18 protein-coding genes are annotated in these 19,401 nt (G+C 56.8%); 6 read left to right on the top strand and 12 right to left on the bottom strand.

Annotated elements, in window-relative coordinates:
- Window positions 1-43 precede the first annotated feature (43 nt).
- Both ACYVM5_RS16790 and ACYVM5_RS16795 read right to left on the bottom strand, forming a co-directional pair.
- On the bottom strand, window positions 44-1,366 hold the full coding sequence (locus ACYVM5_RS16790; RefSeq protein ID WP_460619257.1) for a leucine-rich repeat-containing protein kinase family protein: 1,323 nt from the start codon (window positions 1,364-1,366) through the stop codon (window positions 44-46).
- 93 nt (window positions 1,367-1,459) lie between these two features.
- Window positions 1,460-2,188, bottom strand: coding sequence for a hypothetical protein (locus ACYVM5_RS16795; protein ID WP_460619258.1), 729 nt, complete (start codon window positions 2,186-2,188; stop codon window positions 1,460-1,462).
- Window positions 2,189-2,604: 416 nt separating this feature from the next.
- On the opposite strand from ACYVM5_RS16795, the gene ACYVM5_RS16800 reads away from it, so the two are divergent.
- On the top strand, window positions 2,605-3,459 hold the full coding sequence (locus tag ACYVM5_RS16800; RefSeq protein WP_460619259.1) for an AbiJ-NTD4 domain-containing protein: 855 nt from the start codon (window positions 2,605-2,607) through the stop codon (window positions 3,457-3,459).
- 4 nt (window positions 3,460-3,463) lie between these two features.
- Here ACYVM5_RS16800 and ACYVM5_RS16805 read toward each other — a convergent pair whose 3' ends face one another.
- Complete coding sequence (locus ACYVM5_RS16805; RefSeq protein WP_460619260.1) at window positions 3,464-6,862, bottom strand: UvrD-helicase domain-containing protein; 3,399 nt, start codon at window positions 6,860-6,862, stop codon at window positions 3,464-3,466.
- Window positions 6,863-7,356: 494 nt separating this feature from the next.
- Between ACYVM5_RS16805 and ACYVM5_RS16810 the strand changes: the two genes are divergently transcribed.
- Window positions 7,357-7,515 (top strand): hypothetical protein, encoded by a 159-nt coding sequence (locus ACYVM5_RS16810; RefSeq protein WP_460619261.1) that lies wholly within the window; start codon window positions 7,357-7,359, stop codon window positions 7,513-7,515.
- On the opposite strand, the gene ACYVM5_RS16815 is transcribed toward ACYVM5_RS16810, so the two are convergent.
- The gene (locus tag ACYVM5_RS16815) at window positions 7,509-7,925 is read right to left on the bottom strand and encodes an acyl-CoA thioesterase (RefSeq protein ID WP_460619262.1); all 417 of its coding nucleotides are present in this window, start codon (window positions 7,923-7,925) and stop codon (window positions 7,509-7,511) included. The genes ACYVM5_RS16810 and ACYVM5_RS16815 overlap by 7 nt on opposite strands.
- 156 nt (window positions 7,926-8,081) lie before the next feature.
- On the opposite strand from ACYVM5_RS16815, the gene ACYVM5_RS16820 reads away from it, so the two are divergent.
- The 3 genes from ACYVM5_RS16820 to ACYVM5_RS16830 all read left to right on the top strand — a co-directional run bounded on the left by ACYVM5_RS16820 (window position 8,082) and on the right by ACYVM5_RS16830 (window position 10,993).
- Window positions 8,082-8,276 carry a cold-shock protein gene (locus ACYVM5_RS16820; RefSeq protein WP_168673032.1) on the top strand — a complete coding sequence of 65 codons (195 nt, stop codon included), beginning with the start codon at window positions 8,082-8,084 and terminating at the stop codon, window positions 8,274-8,276.
- Window positions 8,277-8,413: 137 nt separating this feature from the next.
- Window positions 8,414-8,704, top strand: a complete 291-nt coding sequence (locus tag ACYVM5_RS16825; protein ID WP_460619263.1) for a GIY-YIG nuclease family protein — start codon at window positions 8,414-8,416, stop codon at window positions 8,702-8,704.
- A 279-nt stretch (window positions 8,705-8,983) separates the two neighbouring features.
- Complete coding sequence (locus ACYVM5_RS16830) at window positions 8,984-10,993, top strand: DEAD/DEAH box helicase (RefSeq protein WP_460619264.1); 2,010 nt, start codon at window positions 8,984-8,986, stop codon at window positions 10,991-10,993.
- 284 nt (window positions 10,994-11,277) lie between these two features.
- Here the strand turns inward: ACYVM5_RS16830 and ACYVM5_RS16835 are convergent, their stop codons facing one another.
- The 3 genes from ACYVM5_RS16835 to ACYVM5_RS16845 all read right to left on the bottom strand — a co-directional run bounded on the left by ACYVM5_RS16835 (window position 11,278) and on the right by ACYVM5_RS16845 (window position 14,037).
- A complete protein-coding gene (locus ACYVM5_RS16835) occupies window positions 11,278-11,736 on the bottom strand; it encodes a PA2169 family four-helix-bundle protein (RefSeq protein WP_342296359.1) in 459 nt (152 codons plus the stop codon).
- A gap of 61 nt (window positions 11,737-11,797) precedes the next feature.
- A complete protein-coding gene (locus ACYVM5_RS16840) occupies window positions 11,798-13,060 on the bottom strand; it encodes a BaiN/RdsA family NAD(P)/FAD-dependent oxidoreductase (RefSeq protein ID WP_460619265.1) in 1,263 nt (420 codons plus the stop codon).
- Between the two features lie 98 nt (window positions 13,061-13,158).
- Window positions 13,159-14,037 carry a Rossmann-fold NAD(P)-binding domain-containing protein gene (locus tag ACYVM5_RS16845; protein WP_460619266.1) on the bottom strand — a complete coding sequence of 293 codons (879 nt, stop codon included), beginning with the start codon at window positions 14,035-14,037 and terminating at the stop codon, window positions 13,159-13,161.
- A gap of 186 nt (window positions 14,038-14,223) precedes the next feature.
- Between ACYVM5_RS16845 and ACYVM5_RS16850 the strand changes: the two genes are divergently transcribed.
- Window positions 14,224-15,096 carry an SDR family oxidoreductase gene (locus ACYVM5_RS16850; RefSeq protein ID WP_342296356.1) on the top strand — a complete coding sequence of 291 codons (873 nt, stop codon included), beginning with the start codon at window positions 14,224-14,226 and terminating at the stop codon, window positions 15,094-15,096.
- Window positions 15,097-15,265: 169 nt separating this feature from the next.
- On the opposite strand, the gene ACYVM5_RS16855 is transcribed toward ACYVM5_RS16850, so the two are convergent.
- The 5 genes from ACYVM5_RS16855 to ACYVM5_RS16875 form a co-directional block, all read right to left on the bottom strand.
- Window positions 15,266-16,138, bottom strand: a complete 873-nt coding sequence (locus ACYVM5_RS16855) for a LysM peptidoglycan-binding domain-containing protein (RefSeq protein WP_460619267.1) — start codon at window positions 16,136-16,138, stop codon at window positions 15,266-15,268.
- 54 nt (window positions 16,139-16,192) lie between these two features.
- A complete protein-coding gene (locus ACYVM5_RS16860; RefSeq protein ID WP_460619268.1) occupies window positions 16,193-16,492 on the bottom strand; it encodes a YciI family protein in 300 nt (99 codons plus the stop codon).
- Between the two features lie 147 nt (window positions 16,493-16,639).
- Window positions 16,640-17,161 carry a YkvA family protein gene (locus ACYVM5_RS16865; protein WP_460619269.1) on the bottom strand — a complete coding sequence of 174 codons (522 nt, stop codon included), beginning with the start codon at window positions 17,159-17,161 and terminating at the stop codon, window positions 16,640-16,642.
- Between the two features lie 86 nt (window positions 17,162-17,247).
- A complete protein-coding gene (locus ACYVM5_RS16870) occupies window positions 17,248-18,438 on the bottom strand; it encodes a hypothetical protein (protein ID WP_460619270.1) in 1,191 nt (396 codons plus the stop codon).
- 31 nt (window positions 18,439-18,469) lie between these two features.
- The gene (locus tag ACYVM5_RS16875; RefSeq protein ID WP_460619271.1) at window positions 18,470-19,294 is read right to left on the bottom strand and encodes a type 1 glutamine amidotransferase; all 825 of its coding nucleotides are present in this window, start codon (window positions 19,292-19,294) and stop codon (window positions 18,470-18,472) included.
- Between the last annotated feature and the right edge of the window lie 107 nt (window positions 19,295-19,401).

The raw sequence follows: 19,401 nt of genomic DNA on the forward strand, positions 1-19,401 counted from the left end.
GTCCGCGAGTCAATCAATCCACTCGCGGACTACAAAGTCCGCGCTACAACCCGGCCAACTCTCGTTCAATCTCCGCAAACAGCGGCCGCCCCGCCACCTCCAGCGCCACGCAGCGCCGCTGCAAGTCCCAGAGCGCCGCTACTGCGGCCGGCGCTTTGTCGGCCTCGTCGCAATGCGTCAGCAGCTCTTCCAGCAGGCAGCCGAAGGCGCGCACTTCCAGCCGTTGCAGGGCCTGAGCGGTGGCCGCATCCTCGGAATTATAAAAACAAGCGGCCCCAAAATCGCCCAACAGGGCGTTGCCTTCGCGGGTGGTCAGGATGTTGTGGGCGTATAAGTCGCCGTGCAGGATGCCCTTCGTGTGGAGGTGCCCGGCGGCGGCGGCAATGCCCTGGGCTATGCTAAGGGCCGTTTCGAGGCTGAACGAAGTGCCGGGCTTATACACATCGCGGGTGCAGGTGGCCAGGCTGGGCGGGCCGGCCAGGTTGCCGAAAGCGTCGTCAATCAGCTCTAGCACTAGGCCTTCGGCTCCGGTGGGGTGGCCGCTCACTTTGCCTTCCACCGCAATCAGGTTGGGGTGGGCCCCGGCTTCGATGCAGGCCAGCATCTCGCAGTGGGGCAGGCCGTCGCTGGTCACCGCGCCTTTGAAGAGCTTCACGGCTACGTCAACATCTTCCACGTTGGACTGCTCCCGAAGGGCGCGATAAATCACGCCGGAAGCGCCTTCGCCCAGCTTTTCTTCCACCGTCAGGGTGTTCCAGGCGATGGGGCCGATGCGCTGCTGGGCCTCCATGCGGGCCTCAAGTGCCGCGCTGAAGGGGTTGCCAGCGTAGGCCAGCCACGCGAGGCGCGGCAGGGCCAGCAGCCACGGCGGCAGCGCGGTGAGGCGGTTGGCCGCTATGCGCAGCAGCTCCAGGTTGGTGCAGCGGGCCAGGGTTGCGGGCAATTCGCGCAGCTGGTTGCCGGCCAGCATCAGCTTTTGCAGGTGCCCGCAGTTCCCGATTTCGGCGGGCAATGCTTCCAGCTGGTTATCGGTGAGGATGAGCCAGCGCAGGGCCGGCGTGAGGGCCGCTGCAGGCAGGGTACGTATCTGGTTGGCCTTGAAGCCCACCATGCTCAGGTGCGGGCACTGGCCCAGCACGGCGGGCACTTCGGTAAACTGATTATCGGAACAAAACAGCACCCGCAACTTGTGCAGCCGGCCCAGGTCATCGGGCAGCGCGGAGAGGTCGTTGCCGGTGAGGTTGAGGACTTCGAGTGTATCGGCGAGGGCGAAGATTTCGCGCGGAAATTCGGTGAGGCCTTCGGCTAAATCTAAGCGCGTGAGGCCGTGGAGCTGGCCGGCGCGCAGTTGGGCAAGGGTGTGCATGGGCGCAAAGGTCGGTGTAGCGCGGACTTTGTAGTCCGCGAGTGAGAACAGCCAGCTGTTCTTACTCGCGGACTACAAAGTCCGCGCTACACCCTAGTAGCTCTCCTTTCGGAAGCCCCAGCTCCGCAATTCCGCCTCAAACGTGTCCGGGAAATTGGCCTTCAGCGCGTACACCACGGCTTGCAGCACCTTGCGCAGCTCCAGCTTCGCCACGTCTTTCTTGCTCACCGACTTGCTGACCTGGCCGGCCAAGCCGCCAGTTTTGCCCAGCAGGTCCTGGTATTCATCGAAGCGGGTTTGCCAGAAGGCCGTGCCGTAATCGCGCTTGGCGAAGGGGGCGGCGGCCACGGCGGGCAGCAGCATATCGCGCAGGGCCACGAGGCGCTGGTCGCGGTCTTCGGTCAGGGCGAAGCCGCCGCTTTTGCGCGTTATCAGCCCGAAACCGGGCAGGCGGGCATCGGTTTTGGCTTTGTTGTAGTCGCTGTCTTCGTTGATGTATTTTTTCAGAATGCGCAGGCCCTCGTCAAACTGGTCGTCCAGCTCTTGCAGGCGCTGGCTTTGCGGGGTGCGGGCGGCGGCAGCGCTGCGCTTGTCGGTGATGCTGGCGGAAAATTCCAACACCAGCTTGGCAAAATCAGCCTGCGTTTTCCAGCGCAGAACGAACCAGGTTTCCTTGCCCCAGGCTTCGGCCACGAGCCGGGCCACTTCGGCCAGCGGGCCGTCTTTTTTGGGGGTGAGGAGTTTGGGATTCACCAGCGCATCGGCGGTGGTAGCAGGGGTGGGAGAGCCGGAAGAAACAGGCGTGGTAGATTGGCCTGCCATGAGGTAAACAAGTAAAAATGAAGGATGAAAGGCACCGTAAGACTACGGTCGGGCTAAGGTGCGGAGAATTTCCGACGGGGCAAAATTTCCCGCAATGGTTTGCGGTTGAGCGCGCCGGTGGCTGCCGCGGCGCTCAACGGCCTTCGACTACTGGTGCCAGGAGCCGTCGCGGCGCTTGACGGCCCCTGGTGCGTGGTGACAGGGCCCGTCGCGGCCCTCAACAGCCGTTGTCACCTCGTGCCAAGGGCTGTCGAGAATTTTTTCGGGCCGGGTGGCCCGCCCGTCTATCTTCGCCCCACGCGGAGGTAGCCCCCAGCCAGCGGTTGCCCCTAAAAAGGCGAACCCCCGGCTATTGGCGTAGCCGAGGGTTTGGGAACCAGTGAATTCATTTTTTCAAATGTCAAAATCAATTAATCGTGGCTGCAAAATTTTCAGAACGTATTGGTAAGCGTGAGCCTAAAATGGCTATTCAAACAGATACTATGGATATAGAATTAAAAAATGGAATCTGGAATATGATTAATATGCATATTATTTCAGATGTTAGAAAAGAGTTTTACTTAAAGGATTCTAAGTTTAGCCTCTTTTTTCATGGTCTCTATTTCTCTTTTTTCAAAGAGCCTGTCGATACTATGAATAAGTTTGGAGAATCCAACGCCGATTTGTTTAGGCGGAGATTTTTTTCTTGGGATGCATTAGATGTTTACGACTTTCTTGATTTTGCAGCTTCGTCTCCTTTGTACCCAGGGAATAAAGAAGATTTTATAAAAGGGATAAACCATATTTTAGAAAGAGAACTTTCAGGTTATAGGTTTATTAATGGTGAACTAGCACCTATAACAAATGAAACAGAAATTAAGTCAATAGAACAGGCTATTAGCAATACTAGAGAAGCTAATTATAAAGGAGCATCAATTCATTTGTCGGCTGCTTTAGATATGCTCTCAGACCGACAAACACCAGATTATCGAAATTCAATCAAAGAATCAATATCAGCAGTAGAATCAGTTTGTCAAGTAATTGCGGGAACATCTAATGCTACGCTAGGCTCAGCACTCAAGGTTATTGAAAAGACTATTCCGATACATGGTGCACTTAAACAAGGGCTATTAAGTATCTATGGTTATACTAGTGATGGTGATGGCATTCGCCATGCTTTGCTCGAAGAAACTAGTTTAAATCAGGAAGATGCTCTTTTTATGTTGGTTACATGCAGCGCATTTGTTAATTACTTAACGGTAAAAGCAGCTAAAATTACTCCGACTACATAGCTTCTCATACCTCCACCACTTCCCCCGTCCCAAAATAATAAATAACCCCGCGCACCTCCGCGTACCCCAATTGCTCAAATAGCGTGGCGTAGTTGCGCAGCAGCCGCTTGTGTTTCTCCTGCGGCGGGGGCAGGCGGAAATCCATCAGCGTGACGCGGCCGCCCAGGCGGTGGTGGGCTTCGAGGGAAGGTTCGAGCACCACGCGGTCGGGCTTGTAGTCGCGCAGCTTCACGCCGCCCACCAGGATTTCGCGCTCCGTTTCCACGCTCAGGTGCGGGGCGAAGTAGGGGGCCAAGCGCGGGTCGCTCACCAGCTGCTCCAGGCTCTCCACCAACTGGGGCCGCTCTTTGGCGCTCAGGATGCCCTCGGCCACGAGCTGGCTGGCCACCCGGCCCACATCGGCGGCCGTGAGCAGGCGGCGCAGGGCGAAGTGCAGCTTGCGGTTCCACTCGCTTTGGGCCTTTTGCTCGTCAAAATCGAAGAGCGTGGTGGCGTGGCGGCGCAGCTTCAGGCGCTCCTCCCAGGGCGCGGCGGCCAGGTTCGTCAGTTCGTAAGTAGCCGCCATTGGGGCGCTGCCGGCCTTTTTCTCCGCCGCCAAAGAGCCTTTCGAAACCACGAAAGACACCTGTTCTTCCTGCCATTCGCCGCGCCCCAGCAGGTAGCCGTGCAGCAAATCGGCTACGGTGCGGGCCGCCGTGGTGGGGGCGGCGGCGTCCAGTTCGTCGGTTTTGGTCGTTTTCTTCTCCTCCGGCCGCTTGCTGATGACGTAGAGGCGGTGGCGCGGCCGGGTGAAGGCCACGTACAGCGTATTGAGCCCTTCGAGGAAGGTTTTCTCGCGCTCCTCATCGTATTGAGTACCCAGCGCGGTTTGCTGCATGGTTTGGCTAAGGCGCACCACCGCCACGTCGGGCATCAGCTCGAGGGGCTTTTGGTCGGCCTCCAGGTGGCCCCACAGCAGCGTGCCCCGGTGCGGCTCCAGGCTCCAGTCGGCAAAGGGCACAATCACCACCCCATACGCCAACCCCTTGGCCTTGTGCACCGTGGTGATGGTAATAGCGGCCCGCCCACCCGGCGCGTTGATGCTGATGCGCCCCTTGCGCTCCTCCCAGTGCGTGAGGAAATTGCCCAGGTTGTTGCCAAATTTCAGGCTGTATTCCAGCGTCAAATCCAGAAAGCGAAACAGGTACTCGCTCTCCCCGTTGCGCCCCAACAGCCCGAACAGACTCAGCAGCCGCTCGGCCAGCTCGTAGAGGCCCAGGTTGCCGGTTTCCTGCTCCTGCACATCGTAGCCCAGCGCCCGCAGCTCATCAAAAAACGACGTGCCGCCCGCTGCATTGGCCACCGTGGCAATGTGCCGCGCCCGCGCCGGCGTGGGGGCCAGCCCCCGCACCACCTTGTCCACGAGCAGCAGGGCCTCGGCCCGCGCCAGCGTATCGGCCGGCTGGTGCAGTACCCGCAGAATGCTCACCAGCAAGTTCACCACCTCCGCAAATTCCAGCGCCAGCGAGTCGGCCGAAATAATGGCGTAGCCCCGCTCTTTCAGGAACTTGGCGATGGTCTTGCTGGCCCCCCGCGTGCGGCACAGCACCGAAATATCCTGCAACTCATAGCCATCGCGCAGCGCCTGCTCTACTAATTGAAGCGTGAGATAGCAGGTGCTCTCATCGTAGCCCAGCAGCGCCTCGGGCGCGTGGCCGGGGAGGGGCTCGGGGGTGTAAGCGCCGGCCGCCGGGTCAAAAATCAGCGCGGGCGCATCCTTCTGGGTGAATAACAGCTCCACGTGCCCCTGCTGGTCCGCCCGCTGCGATTCCGGCACCTGCTGCCCAAAATGCGCGTCATAAATCCCCGTCACCAGCCCCAGCGCCTCGTGACGCGCACTCACCGCCTCAAAAAACGAGTTGTTGAAATCAATAATCTCCCGCGCCGACCGGTAATTCACCTGCAAGGCCCGCGGCTCCAGCTTCCCCCGAAACGCCTCGTAGCGCCCTCGCAGCAGCTCGCGCATCTCCGGCTCGCGGGCGCGGGCAGCCAGCGCCTCCGTGTTGCCCTGGTGCAGCCTGAGAATCTGCTCCATCTCGCCCCCACGCCAGCGGTAAATGGCCTGCTTGGCATCGCCCACGGCCAAACTTGAGTGTCCATTCGCCAGCGTATTTTCCACCAACGGCAACAGGTTATTCCACTGCAATACCGACGTATCCTGAAATTCGTCAATCAGAATATGCTCGTATTTCTCGCCCAACCGCTCGTACAAAAACGGCACCGGCTCGGTGAGCACAATACTGGCAATTCTTCGGTTAAATTCCGAAATCAACACCACGTTACGCTCGCGGCTAATTTGCTCTACAATTTTATTTAATTCACTCAATAAAGAAGCGTGAAATAAATACGGCTGCATCGCCGCCAGCAATACATAATTTGGCAAATAATCAGCGCGCAATTTATCCAGCGTCGCCACCAATTGGCCGAGCGGTTCCTTCACCGCGTCCACCCGCTCCCGGTCAGCCGCCGTTTTGATTTTGCCGCTGTACCATTTGTCATCGGCCAGCGTGGCGCGCACGTAGCTATTCGGCCCGGCATCGGGCGCCAGCAAATCCACGCCCTTCTGCACGTAGCCAAAAATGCCCCGCTTGCCCTGGAAAAAGTCGCCTTCCGTCGCGCCGGCCGCATCCAGCACCGCCAGCGCCACCTCCCGCGTCTGCGCAAATGCCGCCTCAATCTCCGTCCGTCGCGCCCGGATTTCCTTGTCCAGCCGCCGGAAATCGGCCAGACTCAGCTTATCCAGCTGCGCCACCGCCTCCTGCACCGTCTCATTAAACAGCACCTTGCCGAAGCCCGCCAGCTCCTCCGGCAGTCGGCTCCAGCTTTTGCCCTCGTCGGCCTGCCCCAGCGCATATTCCGCCAGCGTCTGCGACAGCAATTTGCTATTGGGGTCGCGGTTCACCTTGTCCAGCAGCGCCGCCACCGCGCTTTGCAGCACCGCATCCGTATCCAGCTCCACCTCAAACGTGGCCGGCAAGCCCAATTCCCGGGTAAACGCCGTCACAATCCGTTGCACAAACGAGTCAATCGTGCTCACCCCAAAATCGGCGTAGTGGTACAGCACCAGCCGAAACGTCTCCGCTGCCCGCCGCCGCACATCCGTTTCCGGCAGCTTCAGCTCTGCCGCAATATCGGCCAGCAGCCCATCCGTTTTGCCCGCTGCCGGGTAGGCAAAATTCCGCAGCGCATCCACAATGCGGTGCTTCATTTCCCCCGCCGCATCGTTGGTAAACGTAATGGCCAGTACGTGCTTAAAATACTCTGGACTGTCAGAGCCAAGCGCCAGCAGCAGGTATTCTTTCGTTAATTGGTACGTCTTCCCCGAGCCGGCCGAAGAGGAGTAGATGCGGAAGGAGGGAGGCATTTTAGAACGTTGGAAATAAAAATCTTATGAAATTGATTCTTCGGACCTTTTTGGTATTTGTTGGGTTGATACTGATGCAGCATAAAGCTTCAGCTAGTATCGAGTTAAGTGACAGCACAATCTGTCAACAAGTGATGGATAGCCTAATCCAAGTTGCCATAAGAGCGAAGCAATTGCATCCTATTGTGTGTATCAGCGAATCGGAGCGGTTGAAGGCACCAAAAAGCGCTAATGACGAGGATGTAAGCTATACCATTCACCAATTTGCTGCGGATAGTTTGAGCTACGTTCCAAGCCCTGAAAACGTCAAAACTTTTAGGAACAAACAACTCAAGAAATTTTTGCTGACAATATGACCATTCAAAAGAAGCGTTGTGCCTTTGCCTAAAACAAATACTCCTGCTCAGATTCGTTACAAGAGCAATGGTTGGAGAATTTTTGATAGCTACAGCAGGATTAAGAATTACCGAAAAAAGAATCCGGAATTTTTCTGTGTGGCTGACATAACCGCGCCGGTTTTCATGGATAACTATGCGATTGTGGTGGTCGACCGGCAGTTTAATCCACTTGGCGGAGGTGGTTATATGCACATTTTTCAAAAGGTGAGTGGAAAATGGCAAACCTATGCATTGGTTAATTTATGGCATTACTGATTTTTAGTAGTCAGCCAACTCACCATCTCCGCCGTCACACGCACCGGCCGGCCGCTCTTGGGGTCGAGCAGCACCCAGGTCGTTTCCGCTTCGCATAGCAGCACGCCATCGGACGCGCGGGTGAGGCGGGTGTAGCGCAGCGACGTGGCCCCACTGGTTTCGCCCACCCAAGTGCTGGCCCGCAGCGTCTCGCCCGCGAAGGCCGATTGCAGGTAGCGAATCCGGTGCTCGCGCACCACCCAAATAATCTGGTCGCGCAACTCGGCCGGGCAGATGCTGAGCCAGTGCGCCCCCGCCACGTCCTGCACCCAGCGCACGTATTCCACGTTATTGGCGTGGCCCAGCGCATCAATGGCGCTGGCCGGAACTTGAAATACGTGCGAAAAAGCGTGGGCGGGCGCGTCGGGCATACTGTATAGGTAGGAGGGGAGCGGGCAAAGGTCGGCAGCGATTGAAAAAAATACATACGGACTTGGTGATTTGGAAATTATGCCTATCTTTGACGCAACCTAAGAAACCAAGCCACGGTGGCCCAAAAGCTTAGGGAAACTCCACAACCAACCACCATGCCCACCGGAACGGTAAAATTCTTTAATGAGACCAAAGGCTTTGGTTTCATCAAAAACGACGAAACTGGCGATGACATTTTCGTACACATCAGCGACCTGCAAGTAAGCTCGATTCGCGAAAATGACAAAGTTCAATTCGAAGTAGCTCAGGGCAAAAAAGGCCCGAACGCTGTGAAAGTGACGCTGGTTTAGTCCTGTCCTAGCTTTGTTCTTGATAAGAAAGCCCGCCTTTTGGCGGGCTTTTTTTATGCTCGTTAGAATGAACATAGAACGTCATGCAGAGCGCAGCGAAGCATCTTTACCGCTTCGTTGAACAGTCTAACTATGCTATGTACGTCTACATTCTAACCAATACCAGTCGGACAGTGCTATACATTGGCGTAACCAATAACCTCACTCGCCGGCTCTATGAACACAGCGCTGGTCGAGGTGACGCGAATAAATTTACTGGCCGCTATCAAGCTGATTTACTGGCCTACTTTGAACAGTTGCCTGATGCTGCTCAGGCTATTGCCCGCGAGAAAGTTCTGGAAGGATGGTCCCGGGCCAAGAAAGACGCGCTTATCGCTGCGTTCAATCCTGAGTGGAAGTCGATTGATTTGGAAACATGGGAGGGCTAACATCGAAGCGGTAAAGATGCTTCGCTGCGCTCTGCATGACGTTCTGATTACACATTCTTTTTTATTGTCTAGCTTTTCCAAAATAAAAATCCTACCTTTGCACCCGCATTTGAGGACGGCCCAAGTCCGCGCAAGCCCGAGAGAGGCGCTAACGCATTGGCCGCGTAGTTTTTTGGTTGTTTTTTCCCGCCTGATTGTGACAAGGTAGTAGGAGGGGAAACGTCGCTGAGTACGGCTGTTTTCAGAGCTATGTCTCTTTTTCCCTTATCAACTCCAATCATGGAAGCTGAAAAAATTGTGGTTCGCTTTGACGAACTGAACCTCTCCGAGGAAGTACAACGCGCCATCACCGAGATGGGCTACGAGGAAGCTTCGGCCATTCAGGCTGCTGCCATTCCTGTGCTGCTCGCCGGCAAAGATGTTATTGGCCAGGCCCAGACGGGTACCGGCAAAACCGCTGCCTTCTCCATTCCCGCCATCGACAACATCGATACCGAGAGCAAAGACGTGCAGGTATTGGTGCTCTGCCCCACCCGCGAACTCGCAGTGCAGGTGTCGGGCGAAATCCAGAAGCTGGGCAAGTATAAGCGTGGCCTGATGGTAGTTCCCATCTACGGCGGCAGCCCTTACGACCGTCAGCTCCGCGCCCTGGAGCGTGGCGTGCAGATTGTAATTGGCACTCCCGGCCGTGTGATGGACCACATCGAGCGCGGCACCCTGCGCCTCGATAAAACCACGAAAATCATCCTCGACGAAGCCGACGAGATGCTCGACATGGGCTTCCGCGAAGACATCGAGTATGTGCTCAGCAAGATGCCCGAAGACCGCCAGACGGTATTCTTCTCGGCCACGATGAGCAAGCCCATCATGGAACTCACCAAGAAATATCAGCGCGACCCGCAGATTGTGAAGGTGAACCACAAGACGATGACGGTTACCAACATCGAGCAGAGCTACTACGAGGTGCGCGGCCCTCAGAAAAAGGACGTGCTGACCCGTTTGCTCGACATGTACAACCTGAAGTCGACCATCGTTTTCGCTAACACCAAGCGCATGGTGGACGAAATCGTGGCTGACTTGCAAGCCAAAGGCTACTTCGCTGAAGGCCTGCACGGCGACATGGGCCAGCAGCAGCGCCAGAACACGCTGGATAAATTCCGCAAGTCGACGCTGGAAGTGCTGGTTGCTACCGACGTGGCCGCCCGCGGCATCGACGTAGACAACGTGGAAGCGGTAGTGAACTACGACCTGCCCGCCGACGAAGAATACTACGTTCACCGCATTGGCCGCACGGGCCGCGCCGGCAAGTCGGGCAAAGCCTTCACGTTTGTGAGCGGTCGCGACATCTACAAGCTGCGCGACATCATGCGCTTCACCAAGGCCGACATTAAGTTGGCGCAGGTGCCGTCGTTCGCCGATGTGTCGGAGGTGAAAACCACGCTGTTCCTGAACCAGATTAAGGAAATCATCGAGAAGGGCAACCTGGAGAAATACGTGGGCCGCGTGCAGCGCCTGCTCGACCAGGGTGAGGAAATCACCTCGCTCGACATCGCCGCCGCGCTGCTGAAAATGACGATGAAGGAGGACAAGAGTGCTCAGCAGAGCCTCGACGCCAGCAAAGCGGCCGGTCAGGCCCGCCCCGGCTACACTCGTCTGTTCGTGACCATGGGTAAGAAAGACCGGATTCACCCCCGCGATATCGTGGACCTGATTTCGGAATCGAGCAACCTGACCGGTGCCAAAGTGGGCGATATCGCCCTCTACGACAAGTTCAGCTTCGTGGAAGTACCGTCAGAATTTGCCAATGAGATTGTAGAAAAACTCGGCCGCACCAGCATCCAGGGCACGCCGGTTAGCTTCAGCATCGCCACGCCGGTGCAGGATGCCGCAGCTAAGGAAGAAGGTTTCAACCGCATGGGTGGTGGTCCCGGCGGCTTCGGCGGCGACCGTGAGCGTCGTCCCTTCAACGGCGGCGAGCGTCGCGAAGGCGGCTACGGCGGTGGCTACAAAGGTGGCAACCGCGGCGGTGGCAGCTTCGGCGGCGGCGAGCGCCGCGAAGGTGGCTACGGCGGCGGCTACAAAGGCAACCGCGACGGTGGCAGCAGCTACGGCAACCGCCCCAGCTACGGCGACCGTCGTGAAGGCGGCACCGGCAAGTCGGGCTACGGCAACCGCCCCAGCTACGGCGACAAGCCCAGCTACGGCAACAAGCCGAGCTACGGCACGCCCCGTGAGTACGACACGCGCCCCGCACCCCGTGCTCCCCGCAACGAGAGCTTCGACGAATAAGGACCGCAGATTTTAACGGATTTGACGGATAAGAACAGATTCGGTCGGATTATTATAATCCGGCCGATATTCATCGCCATCAGCTCCGTTAATTGCTAATTATATATTTATTGTTTGTTGGTGATAATTAGCCAAGCTATTTATTAAATAAAGTTAGTGCTATAAAAAAGGCCCCTTGATTAATCGAGGGGCCTTTTTTTGTTAATTTAACGAATGAAACAGGCTGATAAACAGATATTACTGAATCCGTTTTTGTCCGTCAAATTCGTTAAAATCTGCGGTCCTTATTTAGACGAATCGCGCAGGGCTTTGATTTTGTCGTGGCCTTCAACCACGCCCTGGTACTGCTTTTCGATTACCGATTTCAGGGCAGCGGGGAGGCCTTCGGCTTTCAATGCGGTTTGGTAGGCTTTCTTGGCGTAGTCTTCGCCGCGCTCGCACTCGGCGAGAATGCTGTGACGGTCTTTGCCGGTTACGGCCGACTTCAGGTCAATCCAGGCGCGATGTACGGCACCGGTGATGGAGCCGCTGGCACCTTCGTTGGTGTCGGGCTTGAGGTCCAGCTTGAACATCTGGTCCTCGATTTCATTTAGGTAGCTGGAGCGCTGGGCGGCGAAATGCTTGAACGTGTCCTTCAGGTCGGCGTCTTGCACGTCAACCATGGCTTCGGCGTAGCCTTTCTGGCCATCTTTGAGGGTTTCAACCAATTCGTTGAGCAGGGCTTGGGTGGCTTTGGCTTCCATGAGGAAAGAGTATTTTGAGGTGAAAGATTATGCCTCGTTTACTCCGTCTCGGTTTGGAAGGTTACACCGCTACTGCCATCGCGCGTCCGGCCAGGAAGCCGGTGGTCCAGGCCGCCTGGAAATTGAAGCCGCCGGTGATGCCGTCGACATCGAGCACTTCGCCGGCGAAATACAAACCGGGAATGCGGCGGCTCTGCATGGTTTTGAGGTCAACTTCATCGAGGACGATGCCGCCGCAGGTCACGAATTCTTCTTTGTAAGTGGTTTTGCCGCGCACGGCCAGCGGCATTCGGAGTAGTAATTCGAGCAGGCGGTTCTGGGCTTTGGCGGGCAGGTCGCTCCAGCGAATTTCTGCGGTGATGCCGGCTTGCTCGGCCAGATTGCGCCAGAGGCGTTGGGGCAGGCCAAACTGCGGGTGGCTAACCACGGTTTTCTTGCCGTTGTCCTGCCGGAACTGTTGCAGCCAGGGACGCAGGGTTTCTTCGCTAAAGGTTGGTATCCAGTTGATAAGCGCAGTGCCCACGTAGCCCAGCTCGCTGAGGCGACGGGCTCCCCAGGCCGAAAGCTTGAGCACGGCCGGGCCGCTCACGCCCCAGTGCGTGACTAGTAATGGGCCTTCGTATTGCAGCTTTTCGCCGGCTAGCACCACGCGAGCCTGGGGTACGCTCACGCCCATGAGCTCGCTCAGGGGCGAGTTGGGCACGTTGAAGGTGAAGAGGGAAGGGACCGGCTCGGCAATGTGGTGGCCGAGGGCGCGCAGCCAGTCGTAATTGGCCGATTTGGGATTGCCGCCGGTAGCAATAAGCAGCTGTGAAACTAGCAAGGAGGAGCCCAGTTGTGCACTGCCTGAGCCAGTGATTTTCAGGCTGAAACCGCCTTGCGGCAGTGACTGAATCTCATCGACGCTGGCATTGGTGACGATGCGGACACCGGCTTGGCGGGCGGCTTCTTCCAGGGCGCGGGCAATGGTTTCGCTGGAATCAGTGGTGGGAAACATGCGGCCGTCGGCCTCCGTTTTCAACTGCACGCCGCGTTTTTCAAACCAGGCGATGGTTTCGGCCACGCCAAACTGCTGAAAGGCGGCTTTAAGTTGCTTGCTGCCGCGCGGGTAGTGTGCCACCAATTGGGCAGGCGTGTCGCAAGCATGCGTCACGTTGCAGCGCCCGCCGCCCGAAACGCGCACTTTGGCGAGGAGTTTCCCCGTCTTTTCCAACAATATAACGGAGACATTGGGGTTGGCTTCGGCGCAGGCAATCGCACCAAAAAAGCCGGCCGCCCCGCCGCCAAGTACGGCCACGAGGGGAGGAACTGCAGCAGATTTCACAGGGCAAAGGTACGGCTGGCTTGTAGCACATGCTTCAGCTTATGCCCGGCATGCAGTTCTACCGGGCACAAGCTGAAGCATGTGCCACAGGCAACGCCTTAGCAATAGGCTAGCGAGGCCAGCACATCATCGTGCTTAAACTGATAGGGCACGAGGCTGCGTACCAAGCTACTATCAATGGTTTTTCCACTCACGCCCTGCTCGTCCTTGAAAGTGGGCGCGCTCAGGTTGAGGTATTGGGCGGCGGCGGGGTAAAAATCGCGGCGGCGTGGGTGCTGGTTGGCACACACGTTCAGGGTATGGCCCCAGGCCCCGCGTTCGATGATGCAGGACAGTACACCGACGACATCGGTCAGGTGCACGAGGTTGACGGGCGCATTGCCCTGGTCGAGGCCCTGGCGGCCGGCCAGGAAGCGGCCGGGAGCCCGGTCCGGGCCAATGAGGCCGCCCAAGCGCACGACGGTGCTTTTCCACTGGCCGTAGCGCGGCACGAAGTGGCCTTCGGCCCGCAGCACGTCCGAAGCCGCGTCGCGGGTGCTGATGGCGTCGGTTTCGCGCATAAGGCGCGGCTCGTTTGGGTACACGCTGGTGGAGCTTACGAACAGCACGTGCGGTGTGCCGGCCGCTGCCACGGCCCGGTGAATGGGCCGTAGCAGCGTAGGATAGGCTCCGGCGGCGGCGGCGCGGGGCGGCACGTTCAGCACCAGCACATCGGCGGCGCTGAGCAGGCGGTGCAGCAGAGCTTCGGCCGGCGCACCAAAATCGGAACCAAGCCGCAGCAGGTGGCCCTGGATGCCGGCTGCGGCCATCAGGGGAAGGTTTTCCGGGGTAGTGGTGGTGCCCAGTACAGGGTGGCCCGAGGCCGCCAATTGCCGCGCCAGGGCCATGCCCAGCCAGCCGCAGCCCAACACTAATACGGTAGGGAGCCCCGCTCCCGAATTCGAGCTCGTGGAGCCCCCGGAAATGGAACTAGTCATGCAAATCAATCGGAATTAATGCCTTCAAGGCACGAAGGTGAGAAGAAAAAGGTGAAACACTATATTCGGCATTGAAAATAAATAATCCGGCTTCTGAGGTACGTCGGGCTAACATTCGCACCAGCAGCCTTGTACCTTCGGGCGGCGGACTGACCCGCTTATCCCACCCTCACCGACTTTTTTCGAATGAACGCACCCTACACCCAGCCCATGCTGCGCGATAACGCCCTGGCGGGCAAAACCATCATCGTGACCGGCGGCGGCACCGGCCTGGGCCGGGCCATGACTACTTATTTCCTGCAGCTAGGAGCCAACGTCACTATCACGAGCCGCAAACTGGACGTGCTGGAAAAAACTGCTGATGAGCTCCGCCAGCAAACCGGCGGCAAAGTGCTGGCCATTGCCTGCGACGTGCGCAAGTACGACGAAGTGGAGGCCATGCTGGAGCGCACCATTCAGGAATTTGGCGGCGTGGATGTACTGCTGAATAACGCGGCCGGCAACTTCATCAGCCCCACCGAGCGCCTGAGCCACAAGGCTTTCGATGTGATTGTGGACATTGTGCTGCGCGGCTCCTACAACTGCACGCTGGCCGTGGGCAAACGCTGGATTGCCGATAAAAAGCCCGGTACCATTCTCAATATCGTGACTACCTACGCCTCGGTAGGTTCGGCTTTTGTGGTGCCATCGGCCACGGCCAAGGCCGGTGTGCTGGCCATGACCCGCTCATTAGCAGTAGAGTGGGCTAAATACGGCATCCGTTCCAACGCCATCGCGCCAGGCCCATTCCCGACGGAAGGAGCCTGGAGCCGACTCTTCCCCGAGCCGCTGGCCAGCAAGCTTGACCCCGCCGCCAGCGTGCCCCTCAAGCGCGTGGGCCAATACCAGGAACTGGCCAACCTGGCCGCTTACCTGGTGTCGGATTTCTCGGCGTATGTGAATGGCGAAGTCGTGACCATCGACGGCGGTGAGTGGCTGAACGGAGCCGGGGAGTTCAACAAGCTCGAAATGCTGACGCCGGATATGTGGGATACCATCGAGAAAACCATGCGCCGCTAGACCACGGATTCGTCGGATTATTCGGATTTTGTAAACGATTTAATGGTTGCTAAATAGCAAAAACATAAAAAAGGCTTGCCAAGTGGCAAGCCTTTTTTAATTGAAATATCTAATGTGAAATCCTACACAAAATCTGAATAATCCGCCGTTAATCCGACGAATCCGTGATTTAGAGTTTGTAGCCTTTGTAATCCTTGGTGAATTCCTCCAGCGGAATGGGTTGATTCGGTATTACATCCAGGAATTCAAATTTTTCAAACAGTCCTTTCTCATCGTTTACCTGCACCATGGTGGGGAGGTAGGTTTTGGGGTCGACGCAGAGAATCGTGCGGCGGCCGTAAGCATTGGGCACTTGCAGCACCTTGCCTTCGGGTATTTTATCGCCGATGCTCAGCCCGTTGCGCTCGATAATGCGGAATTCACCGCAACCAAACCGCTCAGCTACCGTGCCGATGGTTTCGTTTTTGCCGGCTTTGTAGCTCACGTAGCGGTATTGCGGATAGTCGGAGCGGAGCACGTAGTTGGTGCGGCCCTGCAGGGTAGTGTCGCCCACGTAGCGGAACGAGCGGCTGTAGGAGTTGTCCTGGCGCAGGCCGGTGGAGCGTAAGAGGTCCGAAATAGTGCCAAAACCAGCCTGCAAAGCCGTATGGTGCTGGCTGCTGCGCATCAGCTTACCATTGGGGTCCAGGCTGAGCGTGACGTAGGGGAAGGCCGCCGGGTACACCCAGGCATCGCCATTGTTCTGGCCCGCCAGCCACAATACTTCCACGCCTTTCTGGTTCTTGATGTAAATGCGTAGCGGCTTGTACGTCAGCTTCATAATGCTGCGCGCCTGATGAATGCTGCCTTCGATGCGCTCCTGAGCCTTCACGGTGCAACGCAGGAACTTCAGCCCTTCAATGGCTGCGCTCATGCGCGTGGTGAGCTGCTCCGTGGTGATGGTAGGTGGGGTGGCGGGGGCCGTAGCGGCCATTAAAGCCAGTATTCCCACTGGAATAGCGAAGCGTAACCCAGTAGAATTCGTAACGGGAAAAACAGCCATAAAAGGATTAGAATGAGCGACTGAATACTCCGGAATTACGGAGCGGAAGTAAGGTTAATTGAGGTTGATGTGGGGAAAGCGCGAGGCAGTACTGTCGAAAATGAACAGCTCATCAATTTCCACGCCACGCAGGAAACGGTAGAGTGGAAACTGTTCGACGAGGGCTTGCACGGCGGCGGTATCTTCACCGTTCATCGTGACCCAGCCCCGGCTTCGGTCGCTGCTGATGGCGTAGGATTCCACAATTTTCTCATTGAGCAGGCGGTTGATGAAATCACGATGCCGCGGAATAATGGCGATAAATTCCTCATTAAAGGCATCGGGCAGGCGGAGGGTTACTACGAAGGTCGGCATACGGGCGGAACGGCACAGCGGCGGGAAGGGAGGCTTGCTAAAATTAATTGGGAGCAACCGAAAACTGACGAAGCAAGGCTAGGCAGCGGAAGCAGCATAACGAAAAAAGCCCCAGCCGGAGCTGAGGCTTCCACGGCAAAAGGCAATTTACGAATGCCCCAGCTCGGCCACGCTGGGCTGGGCCTGGTCGCCCCGGGCGGGTTCGGCGGCGGCGTCCGGGCCGGCGCTGCTGACGGCAGCCCGGACATCGGTTTGCTCCCACTCCCGGAATTTGAGAATTTCGCCCTGGAATTTCCCCACAAACCAGCCAATCAAGCTCAAATCGTCCAGAAAACCAATCACCGGAATAAAATCAGGCACCAGGTCGATGGGCGACAGCACGTAGAGCAGCACGGCCAGGCCCGAAATCACGGTGCTGGTAGAAATGTCGCGGTATGCACCGCTAACGAAGGCCCGCACCAGCCGTACCAGCGTCAGGGCTACGTCGAATAACTGTTTGAATTTGTTGTCCTTGCTTTCCTGGCTGGCCAGCTTGTCCGCCGTTTCGTTTAGGATAGCAACTACCTTGAATGGCTTGCCCAGGAGCTTGGTAGCGCGACCAATAAAGACGTTGAAGAGGACGTTTTTGGATATTTTGAGGCCTTTTTCGGCCAGCGGAGACATGGGCATACTAATGCGAGTGAAGGGGTGTTGGACGGGCTTTACGCGCAATGACCGCCTGTTGTTCATGTGGGCTTCATCCCGCGCCAGCGGCGCTAGCGTTCAAAAAGCGGCGTAGTGCCGCCCACCCAATCCTTATTTTTATTAAAATCAACCCCAATCATCTCACCCCTGCTCAGGCGGCTCAGGCCACAAACCAGTGTAGGCCGCGCCTGGTCGGGGTGCCAGATATAAAGCAAGCGGATTTCGCTTTTTACCAGCCCGTCAGGCGATTGTACTACGGGTTCGTACTGAACCTTGCGCTGCAATAAGTAATGCTCCTTGTCGGTAATGTTATCCAAATCGGCAGCCGTTACGTGCAGGCGCACGCCGGCCCCGGCAAAAGAAAATAGGGGCTTGAGCACGTAGTTTTCCAGGTCGGCAGGGTAGGAGATTAGCTCGTGCAGGTAGAAACTGGGCGGCACAAAAGGCCCGCTAAGCAACGGCAACGTGTACTTGCTGACGCGGAAAAACCAATTGGGATGGCCCACCCAGGTTACATCCACATCATCGGTTAGCTGAAACTCGCCGGGTAAATCCGGATAGCGCTCTAATTCGTCAAAAATAACGCGGTTGTAAATGCGTTTGATTGGAATTTGGCGTCCGTCTTTTTCATAAAATAACTTACGGCCATTTTTACGGATTTTGGTAAGGCAAACTGCTTCAATTCCCCAGAATTCTTTTGTTAGAATAAAGTCAATTCGGGTCTTTTGCTTTTCAGGAAAAATTTCTAAGAGAATAACGTTTTCCGGTGCTTCGTCGCCGAGTAAAAATTGACGCATTTCCTCGCGGTAATCAGCGACATCCGGCGAATTAAGAAAAGCAGAAACGGAGTCAGGAATAGGAAAATGCCTTTCAAACATGCTAGGCAACCAAGCCTGGAAGGCATAGAGTGAGGGGAAACCCTGCATCTCGATTAGTTGGGGCTCAAGGTTGCCGTTGGCATTGCGGCACACGGCAAAATCAAAAGTCAGAAATTCGGGCCGCCCTTCATCACCGGGTACTCGCTGGTGCGCAGGAATGGCTCCCTCGGTTAATTCCTTGAAATTCTCCTGCTGAATTACGTTGATAATTGATTCACCGGCGGCAATTAATTTGTCTCGTAAATCAGCCGGGATAAATACCGGCGTTTCGGCCACCCGGAAGTCTAATTGCCCGGGAAATTGCTGGTCAATATCGGCCAGCATTTCCTGATATTTCGCGGTGGTGAAAGCGGCGTTGTAGCGGTGGCGGTACTCAGGAATCATAAGGAAAGGAGCGGCTGAATACGAGCAGTAATTAAGCGGCCGTGAGCTGGCCCAACTGGACTAAAGCACGACGCAAAAAAGTAGGCAGGATGATGGATTCGGTGTATTTAATCGTGTCCGGGTCGGCCAGCAAGCGCACCATTTCGTGGTATTTGGCCTCGCCATAGGTGCTGATTACCTGTTGCTTACGTTCGTCGGTAAGCATGTAGCGCAGCATGCCCTCGCCGTCGGCTTCGGGGTGAAACTGGGTGCCGAATACTTCCGGCGAGAAGCGGATGGCCATCACGGCGCGGGCCAGGGGCACGTGGGGCCGCTCTTTTTCCAGGCACAGAATTTTGGCCCCTAATTCTTCAATGCGCGGCAGGTTCAGGTCGGCCAATTGGTAATCGCGTGAATCGACGACGTAAAACGGGTCGGCTAATCCCCGGAGGGTGGGCTCGGCCGCACCGGCCGGGGTGAAGTGTACCGGGAGCACGCCAAACGAAGTTGATTTGCGTCGGCTAATGGTGCCTACACCCAAATGGCGGCTCACTAACTGGAACGAGTGGCAAATCAATAACAAGTGCTTTTTCTGCTCATTGGTCTGATTATGAGCAAGTATTGCGTCAATCAGCCGAAAGTAACGGGGTTCCCATGGCTCGTCAGAAGGCAGCGGGCTACCAGGGCCACCGCTCGAAATATAAATATCATAACCCAGGCCGGGCAACTCGTTTTCGGCCCGGACATTAAAGGTGTCGACGCGAAACCGAGCGCCGTTTTCCTCCGCGCTCCGCGCCAGCAACTGCCGGATGCAACGCATTCCTTCGTTGCGGGCGTTATCATACATATCCAGAATCGCAATGCGAATAGCTTCCATATAGCGGTAATCAAATAGGCTGTTGCAGCCAAAAAATAGAAAAAAGCCAAGCCAGGGCCGAGCTTAAAAATAAACAACGCCAACCGGAGGGCTGGCGTTGCGAAGGC

This window comes from Hymenobacter ruber (genome assembly GCF_054783255.1).

Excerpts from the sequence above, each read along its gene's own strand:
- ACYVM5_RS16855 (WP_460619267.1), bottom strand. The coding sequence starts at position 16,138 with ATGGCTGTTTTTCCCGTTACGAATTCTACTGGGTTACGCTTCGCTATT.
- ACYVM5_RS16805 (WP_460619260.1), bottom strand. The coding sequence starts at position 6,862 with ATGCCTCCCTCCTTCCGCATCTACTCCTCTTCGGCCGGCTCGGGGAAG.
- ACYVM5_RS16835 (WP_342296359.1), bottom strand. The coding sequence starts at position 11,736 with ATGGAAGCCAAAGCCACCCAAGCCCTGCTCAACGAATTGGTTGAAACC.
- ACYVM5_RS16815 (WP_460619262.1), bottom strand. The coding sequence starts at position 7,925 with ATGCCCGACGCGCCCGCCCACGCTTTTTCGCACGTATTTCAAGTTCCG.
- ACYVM5_RS16845 (WP_460619266.1), bottom strand. The coding sequence starts at position 14,037 with ATGACTAGTTCCATTTCCGGGGGCTCCACGAGCTCGAATTCGGGAGCG.
- ACYVM5_RS16830 (WP_460619264.1), top strand. The coding sequence starts at position 8,984 with ATGGAAGCTGAAAAAATTGTGGTTCGCTTTGACGAACTGAACCTCTCC.
- ACYVM5_RS16875 (WP_460619271.1), bottom strand. The coding sequence starts at position 19,294 with ATGGAAGCTATTCGCATTGCGATTCTGGATATGTATGATAACGCCCGC.
- ACYVM5_RS16790 (WP_460619257.1), bottom strand. The coding sequence starts at position 1,366 with ATGCACACCCTTGCCCAACTGCGCGCCGGCCAGCTCCACGGCCTCACG.
- ACYVM5_RS16850 (WP_342296356.1), top strand. The coding sequence starts at position 14,224 with ATGAACGCACCCTACACCCAGCCCATGCTGCGCGATAACGCCCTGGCG.
- ACYVM5_RS16825 (WP_460619263.1), top strand. The coding sequence starts at position 8,414 with ATGTACGTCTACATTCTAACCAATACCAGTCGGACAGTGCTATACATT.
- ACYVM5_RS16820 (WP_168673032.1), top strand. The coding sequence starts at position 8,082 with ATGCCCACCGGAACGGTAAAATTCTTTAATGAGACCAAAGGCTTTGGT.
- ACYVM5_RS16795 (WP_460619258.1), bottom strand. The coding sequence starts at position 2,188 with ATGGCAGGCCAATCTACCACGCCTGTTTCTTCCGGCTCTCCCACCCCT.
- ACYVM5_RS16860 (WP_460619268.1), bottom strand. The coding sequence starts at position 16,492 with ATGCCGACCTTCGTAGTAACCCTCCGCCTGCCCGATGCCTTTAATGAG.
- ACYVM5_RS16870 (WP_460619270.1), bottom strand. The coding sequence starts at position 18,438 with ATGATTCCTGAGTACCGCCACCGCTACAACGCCGCTTTCACCACCGCG.
- ACYVM5_RS16865 (WP_460619269.1), bottom strand. The coding sequence starts at position 17,161 with ATGCCCATGTCTCCGCTGGCCGAAAAAGGCCTCAAAATATCCAAAAAC.